The organism is Bradyrhizobium huanghuaihaiense, from assembly GCF_007830635.1.
Taxonomy (GTDB): domain Bacteria; phylum Pseudomonadota; class Alphaproteobacteria; order Rhizobiales; family Xanthobacteraceae; genus Bradyrhizobium; species Bradyrhizobium huanghuaihaiense.
Genome location: NZ_VLLA01000010.1, coordinates 40410 through 59473, shown reverse-complemented (window position 1 = coordinate 59473; position 19064 = coordinate 40410). Strand labels below are relative to the sequence as shown.

20 protein-coding genes are annotated in these 19064 nt (G+C 65.3%); 6 read left to right on the top strand and 14 right to left on the bottom strand.

Annotation, left to right across the window (positions count from 1 at the left end):
- Positions 1–3 precede the first annotated feature (3 nt).
- Genes IQ16_RS20850 through IQ16_RS20835 form a run of 4 tightly spaced genes read right to left on the bottom strand, consistent with a single transcriptional unit; the run spans position 4 to position 3349 of the window.
- Positions 4–813 (bottom strand): pentapeptide repeat-containing protein, encoded by an 810-nt coding sequence (locus IQ16_RS20850; RefSeq protein WP_020607856.1) that lies wholly within the window; start codon positions 811–813, stop codon positions 4–6.
- 47 nt (positions 814–860) lie between these two features.
- Complete coding sequence (locus tag IQ16_RS20845; RefSeq protein WP_018642680.1) at positions 861–1589, bottom strand: ABC transporter ATP-binding protein; 729 nt, start codon at positions 1587–1589, stop codon at positions 861–863.
- Positions 1579–2316 (bottom strand): ABC transporter permease, encoded by a 738-nt coding sequence (locus IQ16_RS20840; protein ID WP_018642681.1) that lies wholly within the window; start codon positions 2314–2316, stop codon positions 1579–1581. Before IQ16_RS20840 ends, IQ16_RS20845 begins: the two co-directional genes overlap by 11 nt.
- A gap of 1 nt (position 2317) precedes the next feature.
- Complete coding sequence (locus IQ16_RS20835) at positions 2318–3349, bottom strand: ABC transporter substrate-binding protein (protein ID WP_244635778.1); 1032 nt, start codon at positions 3347–3349, stop codon at positions 2318–2320.
- A gap of 36 nt (positions 3350–3385) precedes the next feature.
- Here IQ16_RS20835 and IQ16_RS20830 point away from each other — a divergent pair, with 36 nt between their 5' ends.
- Entirely contained in the window at positions 3386–3745 is a 360-nt protein-coding gene (locus tag IQ16_RS20830; RefSeq protein ID WP_018642683.1) for a hypothetical protein, read from the top strand.
- 124 nt (positions 3746–3869) lie between these two features.
- On the opposite strand, the gene IQ16_RS20820 is transcribed toward IQ16_RS20830, so the two are convergent.
- Together IQ16_RS20820 and IQ16_RS20815 are read right to left on the bottom strand one after the other, a co-directional pair.
- Entirely contained in the window at positions 3870–4688 is an 819-nt protein-coding gene (locus IQ16_RS20820) for a quinoprotein dehydrogenase-associated SoxYZ-like carrier (RefSeq protein ID WP_018642684.1), read from the bottom strand.
- A 62-nt stretch (positions 4689–4750) separates the two neighbouring features.
- Positions 4751–5674, bottom strand: a complete 924-nt coding sequence (locus IQ16_RS20815; protein WP_018642685.1) for a quinoprotein relay system zinc metallohydrolase 2 — start codon at positions 5672–5674, stop codon at positions 4751–4753.
- Positions 5675–5803: 129 nt separating this feature from the next.
- Here IQ16_RS20815 and IQ16_RS20810 point away from each other — a divergent pair, with 129 nt between their 5' ends.
- The gene (locus IQ16_RS20810) at positions 5804–6688 is read left to right on the top strand and encodes a substrate-binding domain-containing protein (RefSeq protein ID WP_026311944.1); all 885 of its coding nucleotides are present in this window, start codon (positions 5804–5806) and stop codon (positions 6686–6688) included.
- The gene (locus IQ16_RS20805) at positions 6685–7242 is read left to right on the top strand and encodes a PQQ-dependent catabolism-associated CXXCW motif protein (RefSeq protein WP_018642687.1); all 558 of its coding nucleotides are present in this window, start codon (positions 6685–6687) and stop codon (positions 7240–7242) included. The genes IQ16_RS20810 and IQ16_RS20805 overlap by 4 nt, the downstream gene beginning before the upstream one ends.
- Before the next feature lie 251 nt (positions 7243–7493).
- Here the strand turns inward: IQ16_RS20805 and IQ16_RS20800 are convergent, their stop codons facing one another.
- The 6 genes from IQ16_RS20800 to IQ16_RS20775 form a co-directional block, all read right to left on the bottom strand.
- Positions 7494–7787: a copper-binding protein gene (locus IQ16_RS20800; protein ID WP_018642688.1), complete on the bottom strand. Its 294-nt coding sequence runs from the start codon at positions 7785–7787 to the stop codon at positions 7494–7496.
- A 136-nt stretch (positions 7788–7923) separates the two neighbouring features.
- Positions 7924–8538 carry a hypothetical protein gene (locus tag IQ16_RS20795; RefSeq protein ID WP_018642689.1) on the bottom strand — a complete coding sequence of 205 codons (615 nt, stop codon included), beginning with the start codon at positions 8536–8538 and terminating at the stop codon, positions 7924–7926.
- Entirely contained in the window at positions 8535–9383 is an 849-nt protein-coding gene (locus tag IQ16_RS20790) for an ABC transporter permease (RefSeq protein ID WP_018642690.1), read from the bottom strand. The genes IQ16_RS20795 and IQ16_RS20790 overlap by 4 nt, the downstream gene beginning before the upstream one ends.
- Positions 9380–10186, bottom strand: a complete 807-nt coding sequence (locus tag IQ16_RS20785) for an ABC transporter ATP-binding protein (protein ID WP_018642691.1) — start codon at positions 10184–10186, stop codon at positions 9380–9382. The genes IQ16_RS20790 and IQ16_RS20785 overlap by 4 nt, the downstream gene beginning before the upstream one ends.
- Positions 10183–11151, bottom strand: a complete 969-nt coding sequence (locus IQ16_RS20780; protein ID WP_018642692.1) for a YVTN family beta-propeller repeat protein — start codon at positions 11149–11151, stop codon at positions 10183–10185. The genes IQ16_RS20785 and IQ16_RS20780 overlap by 4 nt, the downstream gene beginning before the upstream one ends.
- Before the next feature lie 191 nt (positions 11152–11342).
- Positions 11343–12524: an ABC transporter substrate-binding protein gene (locus IQ16_RS20775; protein ID WP_018642693.1), complete on the bottom strand. Its 1182-nt coding sequence runs from the start codon at positions 12522–12524 to the stop codon at positions 11343–11345.
- A 60-nt stretch (positions 12525–12584) separates the two neighbouring features.
- On the opposite strand from IQ16_RS20775, the gene IQ16_RS20770 reads away from it, so the two are divergent.
- Entirely contained in the window at positions 12585–13157 is a 573-nt protein-coding gene (locus IQ16_RS20770; RefSeq protein WP_018642694.1) for a DUF3280 domain-containing protein, read from the top strand.
- Between the two features lie 175 nt (positions 13158–13332).
- Here IQ16_RS20770 and fghA read toward each other — a convergent pair whose 3' ends face one another.
- Together fghA and IQ16_RS20760 are read right to left on the bottom strand one after the other, a co-directional pair.
- Positions 13333–14178, bottom strand: a complete 846-nt coding sequence (fghA, locus tag IQ16_RS20765) for an S-formylglutathione hydrolase (protein WP_018642695.1) — start codon at positions 14176–14178, stop codon at positions 13333–13335.
- A gap of 76 nt (positions 14179–14254) precedes the next feature.
- Entirely contained in the window at positions 14255–14875 is a 621-nt protein-coding gene (locus tag IQ16_RS20760) for a response regulator (RefSeq protein ID WP_018642696.1), read from the bottom strand.
- Positions 14876–15069: 194 nt separating this feature from the next.
- Here IQ16_RS20760 and IQ16_RS20755 point away from each other — a divergent pair, with 194 nt between their 5' ends.
- Positions 15070–16428: a histidine kinase gene (locus IQ16_RS20755; protein WP_020607857.1), complete on the top strand. Its 1359-nt coding sequence runs from the start codon at positions 15070–15072 to the stop codon at positions 16426–16428.
- Positions 16429–16589: 161 nt separating this feature from the next.
- Positions 16590–19064, top strand: a complete 2475-nt coding sequence (locus IQ16_RS20750; protein ID WP_026311945.1) for a TonB-dependent receptor — start codon at positions 16590–16592, stop codon at positions 19062–19064.

Sequence of the window (19064 nt, the reverse complement as noted above, 5' to 3'; positions counted from 1 at the left end):
CCGTCATTCCCTGATCAGGCGCTCGCGGTTCTTTGCCTTGTCGAAATTTTTGGCGCGGTCAAGGCCGTTCGGTGCGATCAGCTTCGCCGAGACGAGATCGGCGCCGTCGAAGTCCGCGTCGATGACGATGGCGCCGGTCAGATCGGCTCCGCCGAGCTGGGCGTTTTTCAGTGATGCGCCGCTCAGGTCGGCGCCCCTGAGGACCGCGAATTCGAGGTCGACACGCGACAAATCGGCGTTGCGCGCGTTCAGCCGTTCCAGGTTGGCGGATCTCAGCACCGCGCGCATCAGCCCCATCGACTGGTTACGCATATCGGCGCCAAGATGCGCGTCCGCGATCGAGGCGCCGACCAGGCTGGCGCCGGTGAGGTCGGCAGCGATGCGCGCTCCCGACAGGTTCGCGCCGTCGAGGCGCGCGCGGGCCATTTGCGAGGCGAACAGATTGGCGCCTTTCAGGCTTGCGCCAGTCAGATCCGCATCCAGCAGCCACGCCTGATCGAGGATCGCACGGTCGAGCCTTGCGTCTCGGAGTATTGTCTTGTTGAGCCGCGCGGCGCGGAAAATTGCGTTGGACAGGTCCAGCCCCGAGAGATCGAGGCCCGACAGGCGTTTGCCGGTGAAATCGGCGGGCCGCGCGGCGCTCGCCTTGGCCAGCACGGCCTCGACCTCTGGCCTCGTCATTTCGGCCGAGACCATCGCGGGAGAGGTGAGGTCGACGTCGCGCATCATGTCCTGCGCGCTCGCCGTCATCGCGACGAGCGCGAGGCTGAGCGCTGCAAGGCCAAGCGTTGCGAGGGTGGCCGTTCGCGTCATCGTCAACTCCGCCGCCGGCCTGTCTAGCACGTCCGCCAGGCGACCGGCTATGAGACATCTCGCTCAGTGCGGTCGCCATGAATCCGTTGGGCGAGGCCGGTCTTGATCGCCGCAATCTCGGCGTCGCCGCGCCTGTCGCGCGGAATACCGATAGGCACCTCGGCCACGATCCGCGCCGGCCGTGGCGACAGGAAGAACAGCCGGTCGCCCAGGCGCACTGCATCGTCCAGGCTGTGTGTCACCAAAAGCGTCATCACCGGACGGCTCGCCACCAGCGTCGCGATCTCGTCACGCAGGCGGCCGGCGAGGGCGTCGTCGAGCGAGGCCAGCGGCTCGTCGAGCACCAGCAGATCGGGCTCGACCGCGAAGGCGCGCGCGAGCGCGACGCGGCGGGCAAGCCCCAGCGACAATTCGCCGGGGAAGTGGCTGCGATGGGCTTCCAGCTCCAAGATCCTGAACAGCTCGGACAGCTTGGCTTCGGTGACATCGGGCGCCGCCAGCCGCACATTCTGCTCGACCGAGCGCCACGGCAGCAGTCGCGGCTCCTGGAACACCATGCCGATCCGCGCCTCCGGCGGCCGCGCGATGCGGCCTGCAAAGTCGTGGTCCAATCCCAGGATGATCCGCAGCATCGTGCTCTTGCCGCAGCCGGACGGGCCGATCAGCACGCCGACCTCGCCTGACTGAAGCGCGAACTTGACCGGCGCCAGCACCTCGTGCGTTCCGCCCGCGGCACTCCTGAAGGTCTTGCCTGTGATATCGACCTCAAGCCGCACGGGGCCGCCACCTGTTTGCGCGGGCTTCGAATGGCTGCACCAGCAAGGTCTCGATGACGAGCACGACGGCTGCGAAGGTCAGCGAATAGGCCAGCAGCCGCGGCGTGTCGAACAGCTGGAAGGCAATGCCGATCTCGAAGCCGACGCCGTTCGGCCGTCCAAGCAGCTCGGCGACCAGCACGATCTTCCACACCAGCGACAGGCCGGAGCGGGCCGAGGCCGCGATATAGGGCGCGAGCTGCGGCAGCACGACGTGGCGGAACGCGCGCCAGCGCGGCATCGCGAACACGCTCGCCATCTCGTCCAGCGACCGGTCGAGCGCGCGCGTACCCTCGCGCAAGGTGACGATAGCCGTCGGCAGCTTGTTGATGGCGATCGCGGCGATGGCCGCGGCTTCGGTGAGCCCGGCCCAGATATAGGCGAGCACGATCACGACGAGCGCCGGCAAATTGAGCAGCAGGATCAGCCAGGGATCGCCGAGCCGATCAGCAAGCTTCACCCGGCCCATCAGGTAGCCGATGGCGCTGCCGAGCGACATCGCCAAGATGAAGGCGAGCGCGACGCGGGCCAGCGTCGCCCCGAGATGCAGGAACAGCGCGCCGCTTGATGCTTCCGCGACCATCACCTGCAGCACGGCCGGCGGGGAGGGCAGTTTTGCGCCGCCGACGAGGAGCGCGGCAATCCACCAGATCACGAGAAACAGGGCGAACGACAGAAGGCGCAGCACCTCAGTCTCCGGGGATTGCGTGATAGAAGGTGCCGGGATCGAGTTCGGCCGCGGGGCCGACGAGATCGCGGCCGCCGATCTCGGCCAGCACGCGATAGAGCACGCGCGCGTCCTTCTCCTCGTCGTCGATGCTCCGGTGCGGAATGCCGTCGCGGTAGCGCTCGCGGTAGGTCTTGAGCATGGCCGGATCGGTCGTGCCGGTGAGCGGCGCGACCTTGTCCCAGGCGGCATCCGACGTCACCAGCAGCTGCTTGGCCTTGCGGGTCATCGCGATGAAGCGGGCGACGGCATCCTTGTGGCTCGCGGCCCAGCTCTCGTCGAAGACGTAGCCGACCGCAGATACCGCGCCCTTGGCGCCGAGCTTCGGCAAAATCTCCTCGATGCCGGCGAGGCGCCTGAAGCCCTTGGCCTCGAGCTGGGCACAGAAATTCCAGAAGTTGAGGCTCGCATCCATTTCGCCATCGAGCGCCTTGGCCGCGATCAGGGGCGGGGCGCCGTAGACGATGGTCGCGTCCGATTTCAGGTCGATGCCGTCCTGCTTCATCCGCGCCTGCAGCAGCAGCCAGCTCTTGTCGATCGCCCCGCCGGCGACCGCGAGTTTGCGGCCCTTGAGGTCGGCGAGCGTTTTGATCGGCGAGGACGCCGGCACCATCACCGCGCCGAGCGCGCTGGAATAGGGATAGAAGGTGAGCTTGGCGCCGAGCGCGCGCTCGCGCGACACCCACAGCCAGTCCGACAGGATGATGTCGGCGCTGCCTGCACGCATCGCGATCTTGCCGGCTTCGGTGCTCGCGAGCTCGGTGACCTCGAGCGACAGGTCGGCCTCCTTGTCGAGGCCGGTGCTGCGGATCGCGGCCAGCTCCCAGGAGAATGTTCCGGTCTTCTGCACCGCAAGGCGGATGGTATCCGCGGCGCGGGCCGGTGCAGCCAGCGTCAGCACCAGCGTCACCGCGAGCGCTAATAGTCGTCCCAAAACTCTCGTCACCTTGTAAGCCGCTTCCTCTGACAGAATGCTTTTCAGGACAATACGCATAGCATAGCTTTGGTCGCAACCAGCGGGAGGACGCGCATGAAACTGGCCGGGCAGCTACGACCGATTGTCGCCGCATTGGCGGTATTGGCGGCGACCGCATGCGTGGCGCGGGCCGGGGAGGCCAATGACTATCCGACCGCAGCGCGCGCGGAATATGTCTATGGCTGCATGAAGGCCAATGGCGAGACACGGTCAGCGATCGAGCAATGTTCCTGCTCCATCGACGTGGTCGCCTCGATCGTGCCCTACGAGCGCTATGTGACCGCAGAGACTGCGCTCAGCATGTCCCAGGTCCGCGGTAATCTCGGCGTGCAGTTTCGCACCTCGGAGCAGGCGAACTCGGCGGTGAATGATTTGCGCCGGGCGCAGGCGGAAGCTGAGGTGAGGTGCTTTTGATCTTGCACCGTCATTCCGGGGCGATGCGAAGCATCGAACCCGGAATCTCGAGATTCTCAGGTGCGCAATTGCGCACTATAGTTCGGTCCTGCGGACCGCCCCGGAATGACAGCAAGAAACGCAGCTAGGTCCCCGGCTTCTCCACGTCCCATTCATTCCGGAACACGTGCCCGTCCGTGTCCTTGGCTTCCGCGCGAAAACGCTTGGCGCCGTTGGAGACGTAGGTGAAGCGCAGGTTGGGATCTTCCGAGATCGAGATGCCGCCTTCCATCGACAGCACGGGGCTGTCGTCCTGCGTCAGGCTCAGCTGGTTGATGAAGAAGGCGGGAATGTAGAGCTGCGTGACCTGGTCCATCTGTAGCCCGGAATTGTTGGGATGGCCGATCATGATCTGCGCCTCGCGGACGCGGCTCGCGGGACCGTCCTCACGGACGAATTGCCGGTAGCGCATCTGGCCGAGACGGTTCCTGGCCTCCTCGATGTTCTTTCCCGCCGGTGCCGAGCAGCCGCCGGAGGCCTTCACATAGACTTTCGAGACGTAGAGCTGGCCGTCGCTGAGCTCGGCGACCGCGTGGACGTCGGTATAGTTGTTGACGCGCACGCGGGTCGAGATTTCCGTGACATTGGCCTCCGGGCCGAGCTCGAACTTCGCGGCCATCGGCGCCGGATTGCGGTCGATCACCAGGGTGATCGAGCGGATGCGGCGGCTATCAGCCGGCGACAGCTTGCTGCGCAGGGTCACCGGCACGATCGCCGCATCCTCGGCACGATACGGCATCTCGATCCCGATGATGTCGGCACCGTCGTTCATCGGACGGTTGCTGAAGATGTCCTGCACCAGGCCCGGCCAGGGATCGTAGGCCTCCTCAGCCTGCGCCGGCAGGGCGAAGGCGATGCCGAGGAGCAGGGCGATCAGGGGCAGGCGGCGTGTGCATCCCGTCATGGTTATGGTCCGGTCATGGTCCTACGCGCGAAGCAGAGTTCAGCCTGAGCGTAGCGTGCCAGCTACTCCCATTCAATTTCCGAAAATGCTGCAGTTGCGTTGCGGGCGTTGTAGTCCTCGAAGAGCTGCCAGTGCGGCCGCTCCTCAGCGGCCGTCTTGTCCGCGGCGGCCCGGATTGGCTCGCCTTTCTTGTTCAGTGCGCGGACGTCGGACAACAGCGTTGACAGGTAACGCCGTTCATCACTCAGCGCCGCAGGCCACTCGCTCACAGGGCCGTGACCGGGAACGACGCGCAGTGCCGGGATGGCCTCCAACGCCTTCAGCGTGGCAAGCCAGCCGCGGATGCTGCCGTCCATCACCGGAATGTGGCGGAGAAAGACGAGATCGCCTGCGAACAGGGTTTTGGTGGTCTCATCGAATACGGTCAGATCGTTGTCGCTGTGTCCGGCCGGCCATGCCCGCAAGGTCAGGCGGCGCGAGCCAAGGTCGAGCGCCAGTGTGTCCGTGACGAGCAGGGTGGGTGGCACGATCTTCACGGGATCGATCAGCTCGCCGCCCATGATGCGTCTGAAATTGTCGAGATAGAACGGCCCGCGGCTGGCCAGCGCCTGCGGCAGCTTGCTGTGGCCGACGAAGCTGGTTCCGTCGGCTACGAAGGCGGCGTTGCCGAAGACATGGTCGGGATGGCCGTGGGTGTTGATGACGTACCGGATCGGCTTGGTGGTGCGTGCCTTCACCGCCGCCAGCAGCGCCTCGCCCTCGCGAAAACTGCCGCCGGTGTCGATCACGGCCACGGCATCATCGCCGACGATGAAGCCGACATTGGCGATGTCGCCCTCGTTCTCGCGGCTCATCAGGGCGATGGTCCCGGAGTGTACGAAGATTCCCGGCGCGACTTCGCTCACAGGCAATTCGGCTGCTCCGGCGCGTGCTAGCGTCGCTGCTCCGAGGGACAAGGCTGCGATCACGAGAGCAATGCGAGACACTTTTCCGCCTCAGTTCGAAAGGTTTGTCGCATTGCACTGCAGCAAGGCGAAGCCAGCACAAAGCTTGGCAAAACATGGCGCGTCATGCGTTGCATGGATAACATTCAAACAAAACGAGGAGGAAGCGCGATGACGGAGGCCGGACGACATCGTCGCTGGTTGTTTTCACTATGGGTCCTGGTTGCATGCTGCACACTCGGCGATGTCGCCGTTGCGCAGACGAATGAGACCGGCGATCTCTCGTTCGAACTGGTCGATCCAAAGGTGTTGCGTGTCTGCGCCGACCCGCGCAATCTGCCGTTCTCCAACGAGAAGGGCGAGGGCTTCGAGAACAAGCTCGCCGAATTCCTGGCGGACAAGCTGCAGAAGAAGCTCGACTACGTGTTCTTCCCGCAGGCCACCGGCTTCGTGCGGATGACGCTGGGCGCGCATCGCTGCGACGTCATCATGGGCTTCCCGCAAGGCGACGACCTCGTGCAGGGCACCAATCCCTACTACCGCACGACCTACGCGCTCGTCGCCAAGGCCGGCAGCGGGCTCGAGGACGTCGACACGCTCGAGGACGCGCGCCTCAAGGGCAAGCACGTCGGCATCGTCGCCGGCACGCCGCCGGCGACCAACATGGCGCTTGCAGGCCTGATGGGCGACGCAAAGCCCTATCCGCTGATGATCGATACGCGCTTCGACAATTCGGCGCAGGCGATGATCGACGACCTCGCCGCCGGCAAGATCGATGCCGGCGTGCTGTGGGGGCCGATGGCGGGCTACTATGCCAAGAAGGCCGGCTCTTCGCTCCATGTCACGCCGCTGGTGAAGGAAACGACGGGCCCGAAGCTGGTCTATCGCATCGGCATGGGCGTGCGGCCCGCCGATCAGAACTGGAAGCGGCAGCTCAACAAGCTGATCCAGGAGAACCAGGGCGAGATCAACAAGATCCTGCTCGACTTCGGCGTGCCGCTGCTGGACGAGAGCGACCGGCCGCTCGGTGCGGAGACCGCCAAGAAGACGCCATGAGACAGCGTCTTGCCGCTGTGCTGGTTGCCGCCATTCTGGCGGCGCCGGCATTCGCGCAGCAGCAGGAGCCGTTCGAGCCCGAGGGCTATCGCACCGATAATTATCGCGCGCCGGTGCCGGCGACGCTCGCTGGCGCGCGCGTGCTCACCACAGCTGACGCCGAGGCCATATGGCGCGCGAAAAGCAGCGTGTTCATCGACGTGATGCCGCGTCCGCCGAAGCCGAAGAACCTGCCCGAAGGCACGGTGTGGCGCGATGCGCCGCGCAGGAACATTCCGGGCAGCCTGTGGCTGCCCGATACCGGTTACGGCAATTTGCCGCCGGCCATGGACGATTATCTCCGGCGCGGCCTCGCGGCTGCCTCGCGCGGCGACAAGGCCGCGCTGCTGGTGATCTATTGCCTCGCCGATTGCTGGATGTCCTGGAACGCCGCCAAGCGCGCCTTGGCTTACGGCTATTCCAACATCGCCTGGTATCCTGACGGCACCGACGGCTGGGAGCACGCGAAGCTTCCGACGGACGAGGCGCAGCCGGAACCGCGGCCGGAGCAGTGATGCAGGAGGCTGTGGCCACGTTGCAAGTCCGCTCCCTCGCGCCGCTTGCAGAGTGAGGGGAGTCTCCGCGGGGGTGGTGTCAGAGAGATACGCAGCCTTCTCCGCGTCATTGCGAGCGCAGCGAAGCAATCCAGAGTCCCTCCGCGGAAAGATGCTGGATTGCTTCGCTGCGCTCGCAATGACGTTGTGGGCAGAGCGCTACGTGCGAATTCCGGCCTCTCCCCGCGGCGGGGAGAGGCGAAGAGATCACCTTACTGCTTCTGCAGCTTGGTCAGTGTTCCCGTGCCGTTGGTGTCGGTGGCGGAATACGTCACCCTGTCGCCGGCGTGGACCGCATCCAGCATTGCGGCATCCTTGGCCTTGTACTCCTGGAGCGCGCCGGCGCCGCCGGCGCTGGCGCCGACCGTGCCTTTCTGGGTCTGCTGGATCGAAATCGTGCCGTTGAGCCGATCGATCCGCGTGACCATTCCGGTCATGTCGTCAGCGAGAGCGCTGGATGCGAGCATGGCGAGGGCGCCCGCGAAAATGAATCTTGTTGTTCCCATCGAGGTCTCCCGACGTCTGGAGTTGACTTCGACAAGCCATCATAAATCGGTTTGGTTCCGGCACATAGCGCGGCAAAAAGTTAACGCTCCCGAGGCGATCGCGGGAACTTTTCGTGAGCCGTCAGCTTGGCTGACGCTATTCCATTTCCTGCTGGATCACGCGGCCGAGCGCGAACAGGCGCTGGTCGATCGAGGTCGGAACCTCGCAGACGAAGCGCACCACCTTGTGGCGGTCCTCGAAGATGCGGGTCTTCCAGATCAGCTCGTTGCTGAGCGCCTCGACCTTGGCTTCGTCGCGCGGTGTCGCGCCCTGCAGTGCCTGGAGCTGAAGCGTTTCCTCGCGGATCTTGTCGGCGGCGTCGCGCTGCTTGCGGCTGACGCGCTCGAGCCCGAGCATGACCTGGGAGCGCTGGGCGTTGAGCGTGTCGAACAGGCCGGCGAACAGCAGCTTGGCGTTCGCGGACTTGTCGGCGGCGGAGCCGCTCAGGAACTCCTTCACTGATTTCTCGGCCTCATCCAGCGGAGTCTTGCGCGCCGCCAGCTTCGAGACCAGCGCGCTGACCTTGGCGTCGTCCTTCCATTTTGTCTCGGCGTCACCGAGCGCAGGACCGGCCCAGACAGCGGCAAGCGAGATCTCCGGCACTTTTGCCTGTGTGCACGGCCAGTCCGGATAGCGCGGATCGGCCGCGCGCGCGGCCGTGCTCGCAAGCGCAAGCGCCAGAACAGCCGTCGCCAGAACCCGAACCGTCATCCTTCGCCTCCCGCGGGCCCTCGCCGCGCCAGCCCGCGCGAGGGATCATAGGCCAGAATTGCGCCGATCATGAAGACGATTGTGCAGGCTGCGACCACCGCCAGCGAAATCCAGTTGATTTGCCCGTAGAGTGCAAAACGTATCAGCTCGACCGCATGGGTGAACGGATTGGCCACGCAGAGATAGTAGAGATAGGGGCTGCCCTCTTGCACCCGCCAGAGCGGGTAGAGCGCGGAGGAGGCGAAGAACATAGGGAAGATCACGAAGTTCATCACGCCGGCGAAGTTCTCCAGCTGCTTGATGCCCGACGAGATCAGCATGCCGAGCGATCCCAGCATCAGCCCCGACAGGATCAGCGCCGGCAGCACCGTGAGATAGCCCGACGGCGGCGGCGTGATGTCCCAGAACCAGGCGATCAGCAGGAACGCATAGACCTGGAGCAGCGACACCGCTGTGCCCGCAAGCAGCTTGCAGAACAACAGGAAGCCGCGCGGCAGCGGGCTCACCAGCAGCGTGCGCATGTTGCCCATCTCGCGGTCATAGACCATCGACAGCGAGGACTGCATGCCGTTGAAGAGCTGGATCATCGCCATCAGGCCCGGCGCGATATAGACCTCGTAGAGGATGTAGGTCTCGTAAGGCGGGATGATGGAGATGCCGAGCACCTGGCGGAAGCCGGCGGCGAAGATGAAGAGCCACACCAGCGGCCGCACCAGCGCCGAGACGAAGCGCTCGCGCTGATGCAGGAAACGCAGTCCCTCGCGCCAGACGATGCCGGTGAGGCAGGTCATGTACTCCTGTAACGAGAAGCCGCGCGGCGCATCGCGCGTGGTGATGCTGCTCATGCCCCGCCTCCCGGCATGGTTTGCGCGCCGGTCAGGCGCATGAAGGCGGTGTTGACGTCCTGCGCGCTGGCCTCCGCGATGACGCGGCTCATCGGACCCTGCGCCAGCACCTTGCCCTGATGCAGCACCACGAGATCGTCGCCGGCCATGATCTCGTCGAACAGATGCGTGGCCCAGAGCACGCCGATGCCTTGCTCGGTCACGAGCTGGCGGACATGGCTGATGATGTCGGCGCGCGCCTTGACGTCGAGGCCGACGGTCGGCTCGTCCAGCAGGAGCAGGCGCGGCCGGTGCAAGAGCGCACGCGCGATTTCCAGCCGCCGCATCTGGCCGCCCGAGAGGTCGCGGACCTTGCTTCCGGCGCGATCGGAAAGCCCGATGCGGCCGAGCAACTCGGCGCTGCGCGCTGAGGCCTCGCGGCGGCTAATGCCGTGGAGCGCAGCGTGATAGAGCAGATTCTGCGTCAGCGACAGGTCGAGATCGAGCGTGCGCGGCTGGAACACGACCCCGAGCAGCCGCAGCGCCTCGCCGGGACTTTTGCTGACGTCATGCCCGAAAATGCCGACGCGGCCGCTCTGAATGCCGAACAGCCGCGTGATGAGCGAGAACAGCGTGCTCTTGCCGGCACCGTTGAGCCCGAGCAGCGCCGTAAAACTCGCAGGCTGCACGTTGAAAGACACGTCCATCAGCGCACGGCGCGGGCCATAGGAATGGCTGACACCATCGATCGCGAGCGCCGGCACCGTGGCCGGATCGGGCCTCGACGTCTCGCGTGGTTCGGTGATGGGGGCAGGGCTGGTCATGGCGCGATCGTGATGCCCCAGGGCAGTTCGCCCACCTGAATGGTCTTGATCACCTTTTGCGCGGCAACGTCGATGACGGAGACGTCGTTCGACACGCCGTTGGTGGTGAGCAGGTATTTTTCGTCAGGCGTGAATGCCATGTGCCAGACGCGCTGCCCGACCAGCAAATATTTCGTCACCTTGCGCGAGGCGACATCGACCACGGCGATGCGGTTGGCGGGGCCGAGCGCGACGAAGGCGGTCTTGTCGTCTTTGGTCATGCCGATGCCGACCGGCTGAATCGCCTCCTTCCGCAAGCCCGGGATCTCGAAGGTGACCTTGCCGATCACCTCGTGCTTCTTCGGATCGATCACCGATACGGTGCCGCCGATCTCCGAGGACACCCAGACTTCCGAAGAATCATGCTTGAATTCGGCAAAGCGCGGCCGCGCATCGACCAGCACATTGGCGACGATCTGGCGCGACGAAGTGTCGATGAAATGCGCCATGTTGGTGGTCTCGGACGTGTTGATCAGCGTTTTGCCGTCAGGGCTGATGGTCATGCCCTCGGGCTCGACGCCGACCTGGATGTCGCCGAGGCGCGCGCGCTTCTCGAGGTCGATCACCGTCACCGTGTTGTCGTTCTCGTTGGCGACGTAGAGGATCTTGCCGGCGGCGTCCTGCGCGAACAGCTCAGGGTCGGGACCTGAGGGCAGGCTGTCGACCACGCTTTGCGTCTTCGCATCGATCACCTGGATGGTGTCGTCGTCGCCGACCGCGACCATCACGAACTTGCCGTCGCGCGTGAAATCGATGCCGCGCGGGCGCTGGCCGACCTTGATGGTCTTGGTCACGGTCCAGCTGTCGGTGTCGATCACCGAGACCGTGTTGCTCTTCTCGTTCGAGACATAGGCGATGAACGCATGCGCGGGCGTGGCGGCGAGCGCGAGAGCCAACAGCAACGGCGCCCGTAGCATGCGCGACATCTGTCCGCGAGCTGTCTTCACCTCCCCCGCTTGCGGGGGAGGTCGTATCGCATCGCTAGATGCGATACGGGAGAGGGCTCTCTTCTCTTGGGTGTTATCGCGCGTGGAGACACCCTCTCCCCAACCCTCCCCCGCAGGCGGGGGAGGGAGCGCAGCGTCGTCGCGGCGAGGGCTCGATCTCATCACATCGCTCATTTCAGCTTGCATTTGCTCTCCGGGCGGTCGTAGCCGAGCGTGTCGAGCTCGGAGACCTGGTGCAGGAATCCTTCCTGCGGCGACACCGACACCACCATGCGGCCGTCGACCAGCAGAATGGGCTGGCGCAGTTGCAGATTCCAGTCGCGTAAGGTGAGCCGCGTGCCCTTGAAGGCGGCGACCGAGAAGTCCGGGCCCTTGATGAAGTCGGTAACCTTCTTGACGTCGCCGGAATTGGTGCGCGAGGTGGCTTCCCCGATCATGCGCACCGCAGTCCAGGCCTGCATGTCGAGCGCAGTCATGCGCCGCGCGTTCAGCTTGATGAAGCGGTTCTGCATCTGGATCGCGCCCCACTGGTCCTGCGATGCGTCCCAGCTGCGCGGCACGAGGCCGGCCGAGCCCGCGACCGGCCGTGGATCCCAGGTGCGATAGGGCAGGTAGGCGCCGAATACTTCGCTCTCGTCGGCAGCGACCAGCACGTCGTAGGCGGGCGCCTGTTGCGTGAACACCGGCATCTGCCGCTGGATCTGCGTGACACCGGAGTCGGTGCGCCGCGCGCCGCCCTTGTCCTCGAAGGTCCGCTCCTGCACGATCTTGGCGCCGAACCGCGTCGCGGTGCGCCGGAGCGCGTCGGCGAACAGCTTGTCCTCGTCATGCGAGCCGACCACCAGAAGCCAGCGCGACCACTTCTTCCACACCAGATATTGGCCGAGCGCGTCCGCCAGCATCGCGCGCGTCGGTGCGGTGTGGATGACGTTGGCGCGGCAATCGGCCTCGCGCAGCCGCTCATCGATCGCCCCGGCGTTGAACAGCAGCGTGCCGCGCTCGCGCAGGGCGTCGGCGACCTTCAAGAGCGCATCGGCCGGCAGATCGGCGATGATGAAGCCATTCTTCTCGGCGAGCGCGGTTGCGGCCTGCACCGCGTCCTCGCCTTCCCTGATGCGGCGCTCCTCCAGCGTAAACCGCTGGCCCGTGAATTTTCCGGTGGTGTTGTTGTCCTCGATGGCGAGGCGGGCGCCGGCGACGCCGTCATTTTCGGCGGGCTGCTCGACCAGCGACAGCGTCGATCTGGTGCCGGCGATTCCGAGATAGCCGACGCCGATCGTGACAGGGTCGGCCGCGAGCGCGCTCGTCGCGGCAAGACTCCAGCCGATCAGGCCGACCAACCATCGGATCATATTTCCTCCAGGCGTTCTCCCCGGCTTGACCGCCGGTGGAGAATTGTTTCTGCTTCAAGCATGACCGATTTGTCAGGGCATGCAACCCCGCATTTCGTCGTCGCGGCGAGAGGAGGCGGAATCACGATCATGCGAGCGCTGATATGTTTCATCGCTTTGCTGTTGACGGGCTCGGCCGCGTTCGCCGACCCGCCGAAGCTTGCTGTGTTCGATTTCGAGCTGATCGACACCAGCCTGCCCGGCGAGTTCTACGGCTCCAAGCCGGAAGAGGCGCGGCTCCAGCGCATCAGCGAGCAGCTGCGCAAGGAATTGGCAGAGTCGGGGAAGTTCCAGGTGCTCGACATCGCGCCGGTCAGGGACGCCGCCCGTCATGCCAATTTGCAGGCCTGTGGCGGCTGCGACCTCAAGCTTGCCGGCCAGCTCGGCGCCGAGCTCGAGATCACCGGCATGGTGCAGAAGGTCTCGAACCTGATCATCAATCTCAACGTCTATCTGCGCGACGTGAAGACCGGCAACATGATTACCGCCGCCAGCGCCGACATGCGCGGCAACACCGACGAATCCTGGACGCGCACGATGAGCTACCTGATCCGCAACCGCCTGCTGGCGCCGAATTACGGCAAGCCGGAGTAGGGGTTGTTGACCCTCCCCTGGAGGGGGAGGGTCGATCGCGCGAAGCGCGAGCGGGGTGGGGTGACAGTCTCTCCCTTGAAGCGGTGCCCGAGTGGAGAGATCACCCCACCCCGCTTCACCTCTCGCTTCGCTCGATGCGAAGCGACCCTCCCCCTCCAGGGGAGGGTAAGAAAGATCACGCCGTCAATCTTGCCGCATGCCAGTGCAGATGATCGCTCATGAAGGTCGAGATGAAATAATAGCTGTGGTCATACCCCGCCTGGCGCCGCAGCGTCAGCGGGATGTTGGCCTTGCTGCAGGCGGCGTCCAGCAGCTCCGGCTTGAGCTGCTCCTTCAGGAAATTGTCGGCATCGCCATAGTCGACCAGGAAGCCGGAAAATTTCGCACCGTCCTCGATCAGCGCCACGGTGTCGTGGTTGCGCCAGGCATCCTTGTTCGGCCCGAGATAGCCGGTCAGGGCCTTGATGCCCCAGGGCACCTGCGAGGGCGCCACGATCGGCGCGAAGGCGCTCGCGGCGCGAAAACGGTGCGGGTTGCGCAGCGCCACCGTCAGCGCGCCATGGCCGCCCATCGAATGCCCCATCACCGACTGCCGCTTGGCATCGACGGGAAAGTTCTCCGCCACGAGCTTGGGGAGCTCGTCCGTGACATAGCTCCACATGCGATAGTTGCGCGCGAACGGCTCCTGCGTGGCGTCGACATAGAAGCCGGCGCCGAGACCGAAATCATAGGCGTTGTTGGCATCACCGGGCACGTCGGGCCCCCGCGGAGAGGTGTCGGGCGCGACGAAGATCAGGCCGAGCTCGGCGCAGGCCTTGCGGAATTCGCCCTTCTCGGTGACGTTCGCATGCGTGCAGGTGAGGCCGGAAAGGTACCAGACCACGGGCAGCTTGGCGCCGTCGGCATGCGGCGGAACATAGACCGAGAACACCATGTCGGTGCCGGTCGCCTGGCTCGCATGGCGATACACGCCCTGCACGCCGCCGTAGGATTTGTTGGTCGAGACAGTCTGAATCGTCATGCCCTTAGCTCCAGTGGCACTTAACCACATCAACATTGCAACGCTTGTGTGACCGAATTTGCGGCGGCGCGCGTCGTCAGGCGACGCCGCTGTCGATCGCGAGCCGGACCAGCTCGACCGAGGTCTTCACGCCGAGCTTCTGTCGCATGATCGAGGAGGTGTTGGCCACCGTCTTGTAGGACGACTGCACCAGCCAGGCGATTTCGGATAGGCTCTTGCCGGCGCTGAGCAGCCGCAGGATCTCCATCTCGCGTGCGTTCAGCTTGGACAGCGGACTTTGCGTCAGCGCCGGTCCGGCAAAGGCGATGCTGCGCGCGATTGCGGTAGGCAGATAGGTGCCGCCGCCGCCCACCGCGCGGATCGCCTCGACGAGGTCGTCGGGATCGCCGGTCTTGGAGACGTAGCCCTTGGCGCCGCATTCGATCGCGCGCGCGGCGAAGGCGGGATCGTCGTTCATGCTGAACATGATGATGCGGGCCTCGGGCGCGCGCTCGAGGATGCGGCGTGCGAGCTCGAAGCCGGATACGGTCGGCAGGTTGATGTCGATGATGCAGAGGTCGGGGCGCTCGACGATGAAGATGCTCTCGCCGTCTTCGGCGTCGGCGGCCTCCAGGATCTCGATCTCGCCCTCGTCGGCCAGCACGGCACGGCAGCCGGAGGCGACAATGGGATGATCGTCGACGATCAGAATGCGCATAGGCGTTTCCCCGTAACAGCGCCGGCCTGTTGTCGCGCCGCATGATACCGAACAGGAGCGCCGCGCGCCCTCATGTCGCCTCATGCAACCCGGTCGGGATTGCTGTACGCTTTCGATTAGATATCGGGCGCTTCGCCCCTGTCAACGTCATCGGACAGGCGCGGGCCAACCTTCGCGAGGCATGGGCGACATCAATGTGGCAGAATCTATCCTTGCGCGGGCGCATCAACCTCTTGCTGGCGCTGCTGCTGGCGCTGGGGCTCGCGGTCAATATCGGCCGCCAGGTCGCCGAGGCCGGCCCGCGCGTGCAGGCCGAGGACCAGAGCGTGATCCGCCTCGCGCGCGAATTCATCGAGATGATCGTTGCCGATCTCAACGAGGCGCCCGATCCGGATGCGCGGCTGAACCAGATCGCCCGCGATCTCAGCCGCCTGCGCCATGTCAGCATCGCGCTTCACGATGCCGGCGGGAACCCGCTGACGCCGCCGCGGCCCGATGCCGACGACGACACCCGCGCCCCGCCGGCCTGGTTCGTCAGCCTGGTTCATCCCGAGCAGACCGCGGTGAGCGTGCCGGCGTCGATCCATGGCAGGCCGGGCTCGCTCCGGATCACCTCGCATCCCGATGACGAGATCGCCGAGATATGGGACGGCATCGTGACCCAGCTGGAGGTCGGCTCGGTGATCGCGCTCGCGCTGTTTTTCCTGATGATGAATGTGGTCGGCCGGGCGCTGGCACCGCTCCAGTCGTTGACGGAGGTGATGGGGAAGCTCGAAGGCGGGCACTACGAGGCGCGTGTCGCGCCGGGCGGCGCGCCGGAGCTCGCTGCCATCTGCACCAGGCTCAATCATCTTGCCGCGACGCTCGGCGAGGCGGTCGAGGACAAGCGGCGCCTCGCTGAGCGCGCGGTGTCGCTGCAGGACGTCGAGCGCAAGGAGATTGCGCGCGAATTGCACGACGAATTCGGGCCCTATCTGTTCTCGCTGCGCGCCCATGCCAGCGCGCTGGCAAAGCTCGCGGACGGGAAGGCGCCAAGCGCAGAGGCGGTGCGCAAGCATGGCAGCGCCCTCCTGGAGCAGATCAACGCGCTCCAGCAATTCACGCGCCGCGTGCTGGAGCGCCTCCGCCCCGTCGGCCTTGCCGAGCTCGGCCTCGGCCAGGCGCTGGAATCGCTGTCCCGGCTGTGGCGGGAGTCGCATCCCGCCGTCACCATCGAAACCACGATCTCGCCGCGGCTTGGGGCGACCGGCGAGACCGCCGACCTCACCATCTACCGCGTGGTGCAGGAGGCGCTCACCAACGTGTTCCGCCATGCCGGCGCGACCGCGGTCAATGTCGTCATCGAGCCGGCGGAGCAGCTCACGCGCGACGGCCGGCTCTGCGCCCGGGTGCGCGTCAGCGACAATGGCCGCGGCATGGAGCCGGGCCAGAAGCTCGGCTTCGGCCTTGTCGGCATGCGCGAGCGGATCCTGGCGCTGGGCGGCACGCTCAATGTCGTCTCCGGCGATGGCGGCCTGACCGTCGAGGCGCTGGTGCCGACGGCGGCGGCCTGATGGCGCGACACGATCGGGAAAAATTCCCGATTTGGTCGGGAAAACGGGTGCGGATATCGCCCGACCTTTTGTGGCTGGCGCGTGAGCTGCTGCCGATTACACTCGTCTGCACCAAACGGCGAAGATCAGAACAGCCGGTGGTTACGGGTGGGAAGGCTGGGATGGGCAAGCGTTTTCGGATCAAGCGTCGTTGGTTGATGGCCTCGGTGTCGACGGGGCTGCTGTCGGGATTGGTCGTCGCGAGCCCTGCCGGGGCTGCGCAGGACGAGGAAACCAACGTCCAGAACCTGCCGCCGGTCGAAGTGTCGGCACCGTCGCCGTCCATAGCGAGGCGCACGACGCCAACGCGGCCGGTGGCCCAAGCTGGAGCCTCGTCGTCGAATCGCCCCAAGTCACGAATCTACGTCTACCCGACCTCGCCGGGCACCGGCAGGGGGCTCGACGTCGACAAGGTTCCTTCGGCCATCAACGCGGTCGATGCCAACCAGATCAGGCGCACCGGCTCGCTCAACATCACCGACGCGCTGCGCGACAACATCGCCGGCGTCAACATCACCGAGGTCACCGGCAATCCGTTTCAGCCCGATGTCGAATTCCGCGGCTTCGTCGCCTCGCCCGTGACGGGCACGCCGCAGGGCCTTGCGGTGTACCAGAACGGCGTGCGCATCAACGAGGCCTTCTCGGACGCCGTCAACTGGGACCTGATCCCGACCGCCGCGATCAGGTCGGTAACGCTCGTCACCAATAACCCCGCTTTCGGCCTCAATGCGCTCGGCGGCGCGATCAATCTGCAGATGAAGGACGGCTTCACCTATCAGGGTGCCGAGCTCGATCTGATGGGCGGCTCGTTCGGCCGCGTCCAGGGCTCGGCGCAATGGGGCAAGACCGTCGACAAGAATTACGGCGTCTATGCCGCGCTCGAAGGCCTGCGCGACAACGGTTTTCGCAATTTTTCCCAATCGACCGTGCGGCGCTTCTACGGCGATGTCGGCTACAAGGAAGGCGACAGCGAATTCCACGTCAACATGGGCCTTGCCAAGAACGATTTCGGCGCCAGCGCCACCGTTCCGGCCGAGCTGCTCGAGAAATATTGGGGCGCGACCTACACGACGCCGCAGACCACGAGCAACCGTGTCGGTTATCTCAATTTCACCGGGAAAGTCGATGCGACGCCGACCTGGACGCTGGAAGGCACCGCGCATCTGCGCAGATATGAGCAGAAGCTGGTCGACGGCAATCCGACCGACGTGCAGGAATGCGGTGCGGATCCAACGCTGCTCTGCTTCGGCGACGATACGACGCCCGCGAACGGCACCAACGGCGTGCAGCTTGCCAATCCTTTTGCGCCGGGAACGATCCTCGGCGAGATCGACCGCAGCTCGATACGCTCGACCACCTTCGGCGTGTCGGGGCAGGCCACCAACACCGATCAGCTGTTCGGGCACGACAACCGTTTCGTCATGGGCACAAGCTACGACGCCAGTGTCACGCGCTACAACGCGACCGCCGAGATCGGCACGATCGGAGAAAACTACGTCGTCAGCGGCAGCGGCATCTTCCTTGGGCCGACCGGCGTACCTGACACCGTCGCAGGTCCCGTCTCGCTGCGGACCGTCAATCAATATAACGGCCTCTACGCGATGGACACGTTCAACGTCACGGATGCCTTCGCCATCACCGGCGGTGGGCGCTTCAACGTGGCGCGCATCACGCTGGAGGATCAGCTCGGCACCAGCCTCAACGGCGACCACACCTTCACCCGCTTCAATCCGGTGATCGGCGGCACCTACAAGATCACGCCGGAGCTGACGGCCTATGCCGGCTATTCCGAGGCCAACCGCGTGCCGACGCCGCTCGAGCTCGGCTGCGCCGACCCGGTCCGGCCCTGCCTGCTCGCAGCGTTTCTGGTTTCGGATCCGCCGCTGAAGCAGGTCGTGTCCAAGACCGTGGAGGCCGGCTTCCGCGGCACCAGGGAGCTGAACATCGGCTCGCTCGGATGGAAGGTCGGCGCATTCCGCGCCACCAACTATGACGACATTGTCGCCGTTCCCGCAGTGGGGCGCACCGGCTTCGGCTATTTCACGAACGTGGGCCGCACCAGGCGCCAGGGGCTCGAGGCCGAGGTCAACATCAAATCGCCCACGCTTCAGTTCCAGGCGAGCTACGCCTTCGTCGACGCACGCTATCTCGACGCTTTCGAGCTCGGCTCTGAAAGCCCGTTCAGGGATCCCGTGACCGAGACGATCCAGGTCCTGCCCGGCGATCAGATCCCCGCAATCCCGCGCCACCGGGTCAAGGTCGGTATCGACTACAACGTCACTGACGTCTGGAAGGTCGGCGGCAACGCGCTGTTCGTCTCGAGCCAGTATTTCGTCGGTGACGAATCCAACCAGTACTCGAAGCTGCCATCCTACACCGTGTTCAATCTCCACACCTCCTATCAGGTGACGAAGAACTTCCAGCTCTACGGCCGCGTCGACAACATCTTCGACAAGCGCTACGCCACCTACGGACAGTTCTTCGACCGCGAAGCCTTGCCCAACTTCACCAATGGCGGCGCCGACTTCACCGATCCGCGCTCGCTGAGCCCGGCCCGGCCGCGCGCGTTCTATGCGGGGATGCGGGTGACGTTCTAG

Excerpts from the sequence above, each read along its gene's own strand:
- IQ16_RS20755 (WP_020607857.1), top strand. The coding sequence starts at position 15,070 with ATGTGGCAGAATCTATCCTTGCGCGGGCGCATCAACCTCTTGCTGGCG.
- IQ16_RS20820 (WP_018642684.1), bottom strand. The coding sequence starts at position 4,688 with ATGACGGGATGCACACGCCGCCTGCCCCTGATCGCCCTGCTCCTCGGC.
- IQ16_RS20810 (WP_026311944.1), top strand. The coding sequence starts at position 5,804 with ATGACGGAGGCCGGACGACATCGTCGCTGGTTGTTTTCACTATGGGTC.
- IQ16_RS20785 (WP_018642691.1), bottom strand. The coding sequence starts at position 10,186 with ATGACCAGCCCTGCCCCCATCACCGAACCACGCGAGACGTCGAGGCCC.
- IQ16_RS20835 (WP_244635778.1), bottom strand. The coding sequence starts at position 3,349 with ATGCGTATTGTCCTGAAAAGCATTCTGTCAGAGGAAGCGGCTTACAAG.
- IQ16_RS20770 (WP_018642694.1), top strand. The coding sequence starts at position 12,585 with ATGACCGATTTGTCAGGGCATGCAACCCCGCATTTCGTCGTCGCGGCG.
- IQ16_RS20795 (WP_018642689.1), bottom strand. The coding sequence starts at position 8,538 with ATGACGGTTCGGGTTCTGGCGACGGCTGTTCTGGCGCTTGCGCTTGCG.
- fghA (WP_018642695.1), bottom strand. The coding sequence starts at position 14,178 with ATGACGATTCAGACTGTCTCGACCAACAAATCCTACGGCGGCGTGCAG.
- IQ16_RS20775 (WP_018642693.1), bottom strand. The coding sequence starts at position 12,524 with ATGATCCGATGGTTGGTCGGCCTGATCGGCTGGAGTCTTGCCGCGACG.
- IQ16_RS20780 (WP_018642692.1), bottom strand. The coding sequence starts at position 11,151 with ATGTCGCGCATGCTACGGGCGCCGTTGCTGTTGGCTCTCGCGCTCGCC.
- IQ16_RS20805 (WP_018642687.1), top strand. The coding sequence starts at position 6,685 with ATGAGACAGCGTCTTGCCGCTGTGCTGGTTGCCGCCATTCTGGCGGCG.
- IQ16_RS20830 (WP_018642683.1), top strand. The coding sequence starts at position 3,386 with ATGAAACTGGCCGGGCAGCTACGACCGATTGTCGCCGCATTGGCGGTA.
- IQ16_RS20800 (WP_018642688.1), bottom strand. The coding sequence starts at position 7,787 with ATGGGAACAACAAGATTCATTTTCGCGGGCGCCCTCGCCATGCTCGCA.
- IQ16_RS20760 (WP_018642696.1), bottom strand. The coding sequence starts at position 14,875 with ATGCGCATTCTGATCGTCGACGATCATCCCATTGTCGCCTCCGGCTGC.
- IQ16_RS20850 (WP_020607856.1), bottom strand. The coding sequence starts at position 813 with ATGACGCGAACGGCCACCCTCGCAACGCTTGGCCTTGCAGCGCTCAGC.
- IQ16_RS20750 (WP_026311945.1), top strand. The coding sequence starts at position 16,590 with ATGGGCAAGCGTTTTCGGATCAAGCGTCGTTGGTTGATGGCCTCGGTG.
- IQ16_RS20790 (WP_018642690.1), bottom strand. The coding sequence starts at position 9,383 with ATGAGCAGCATCACCACGCGCGATGCGCCGCGCGGCTTCTCGTTACAG.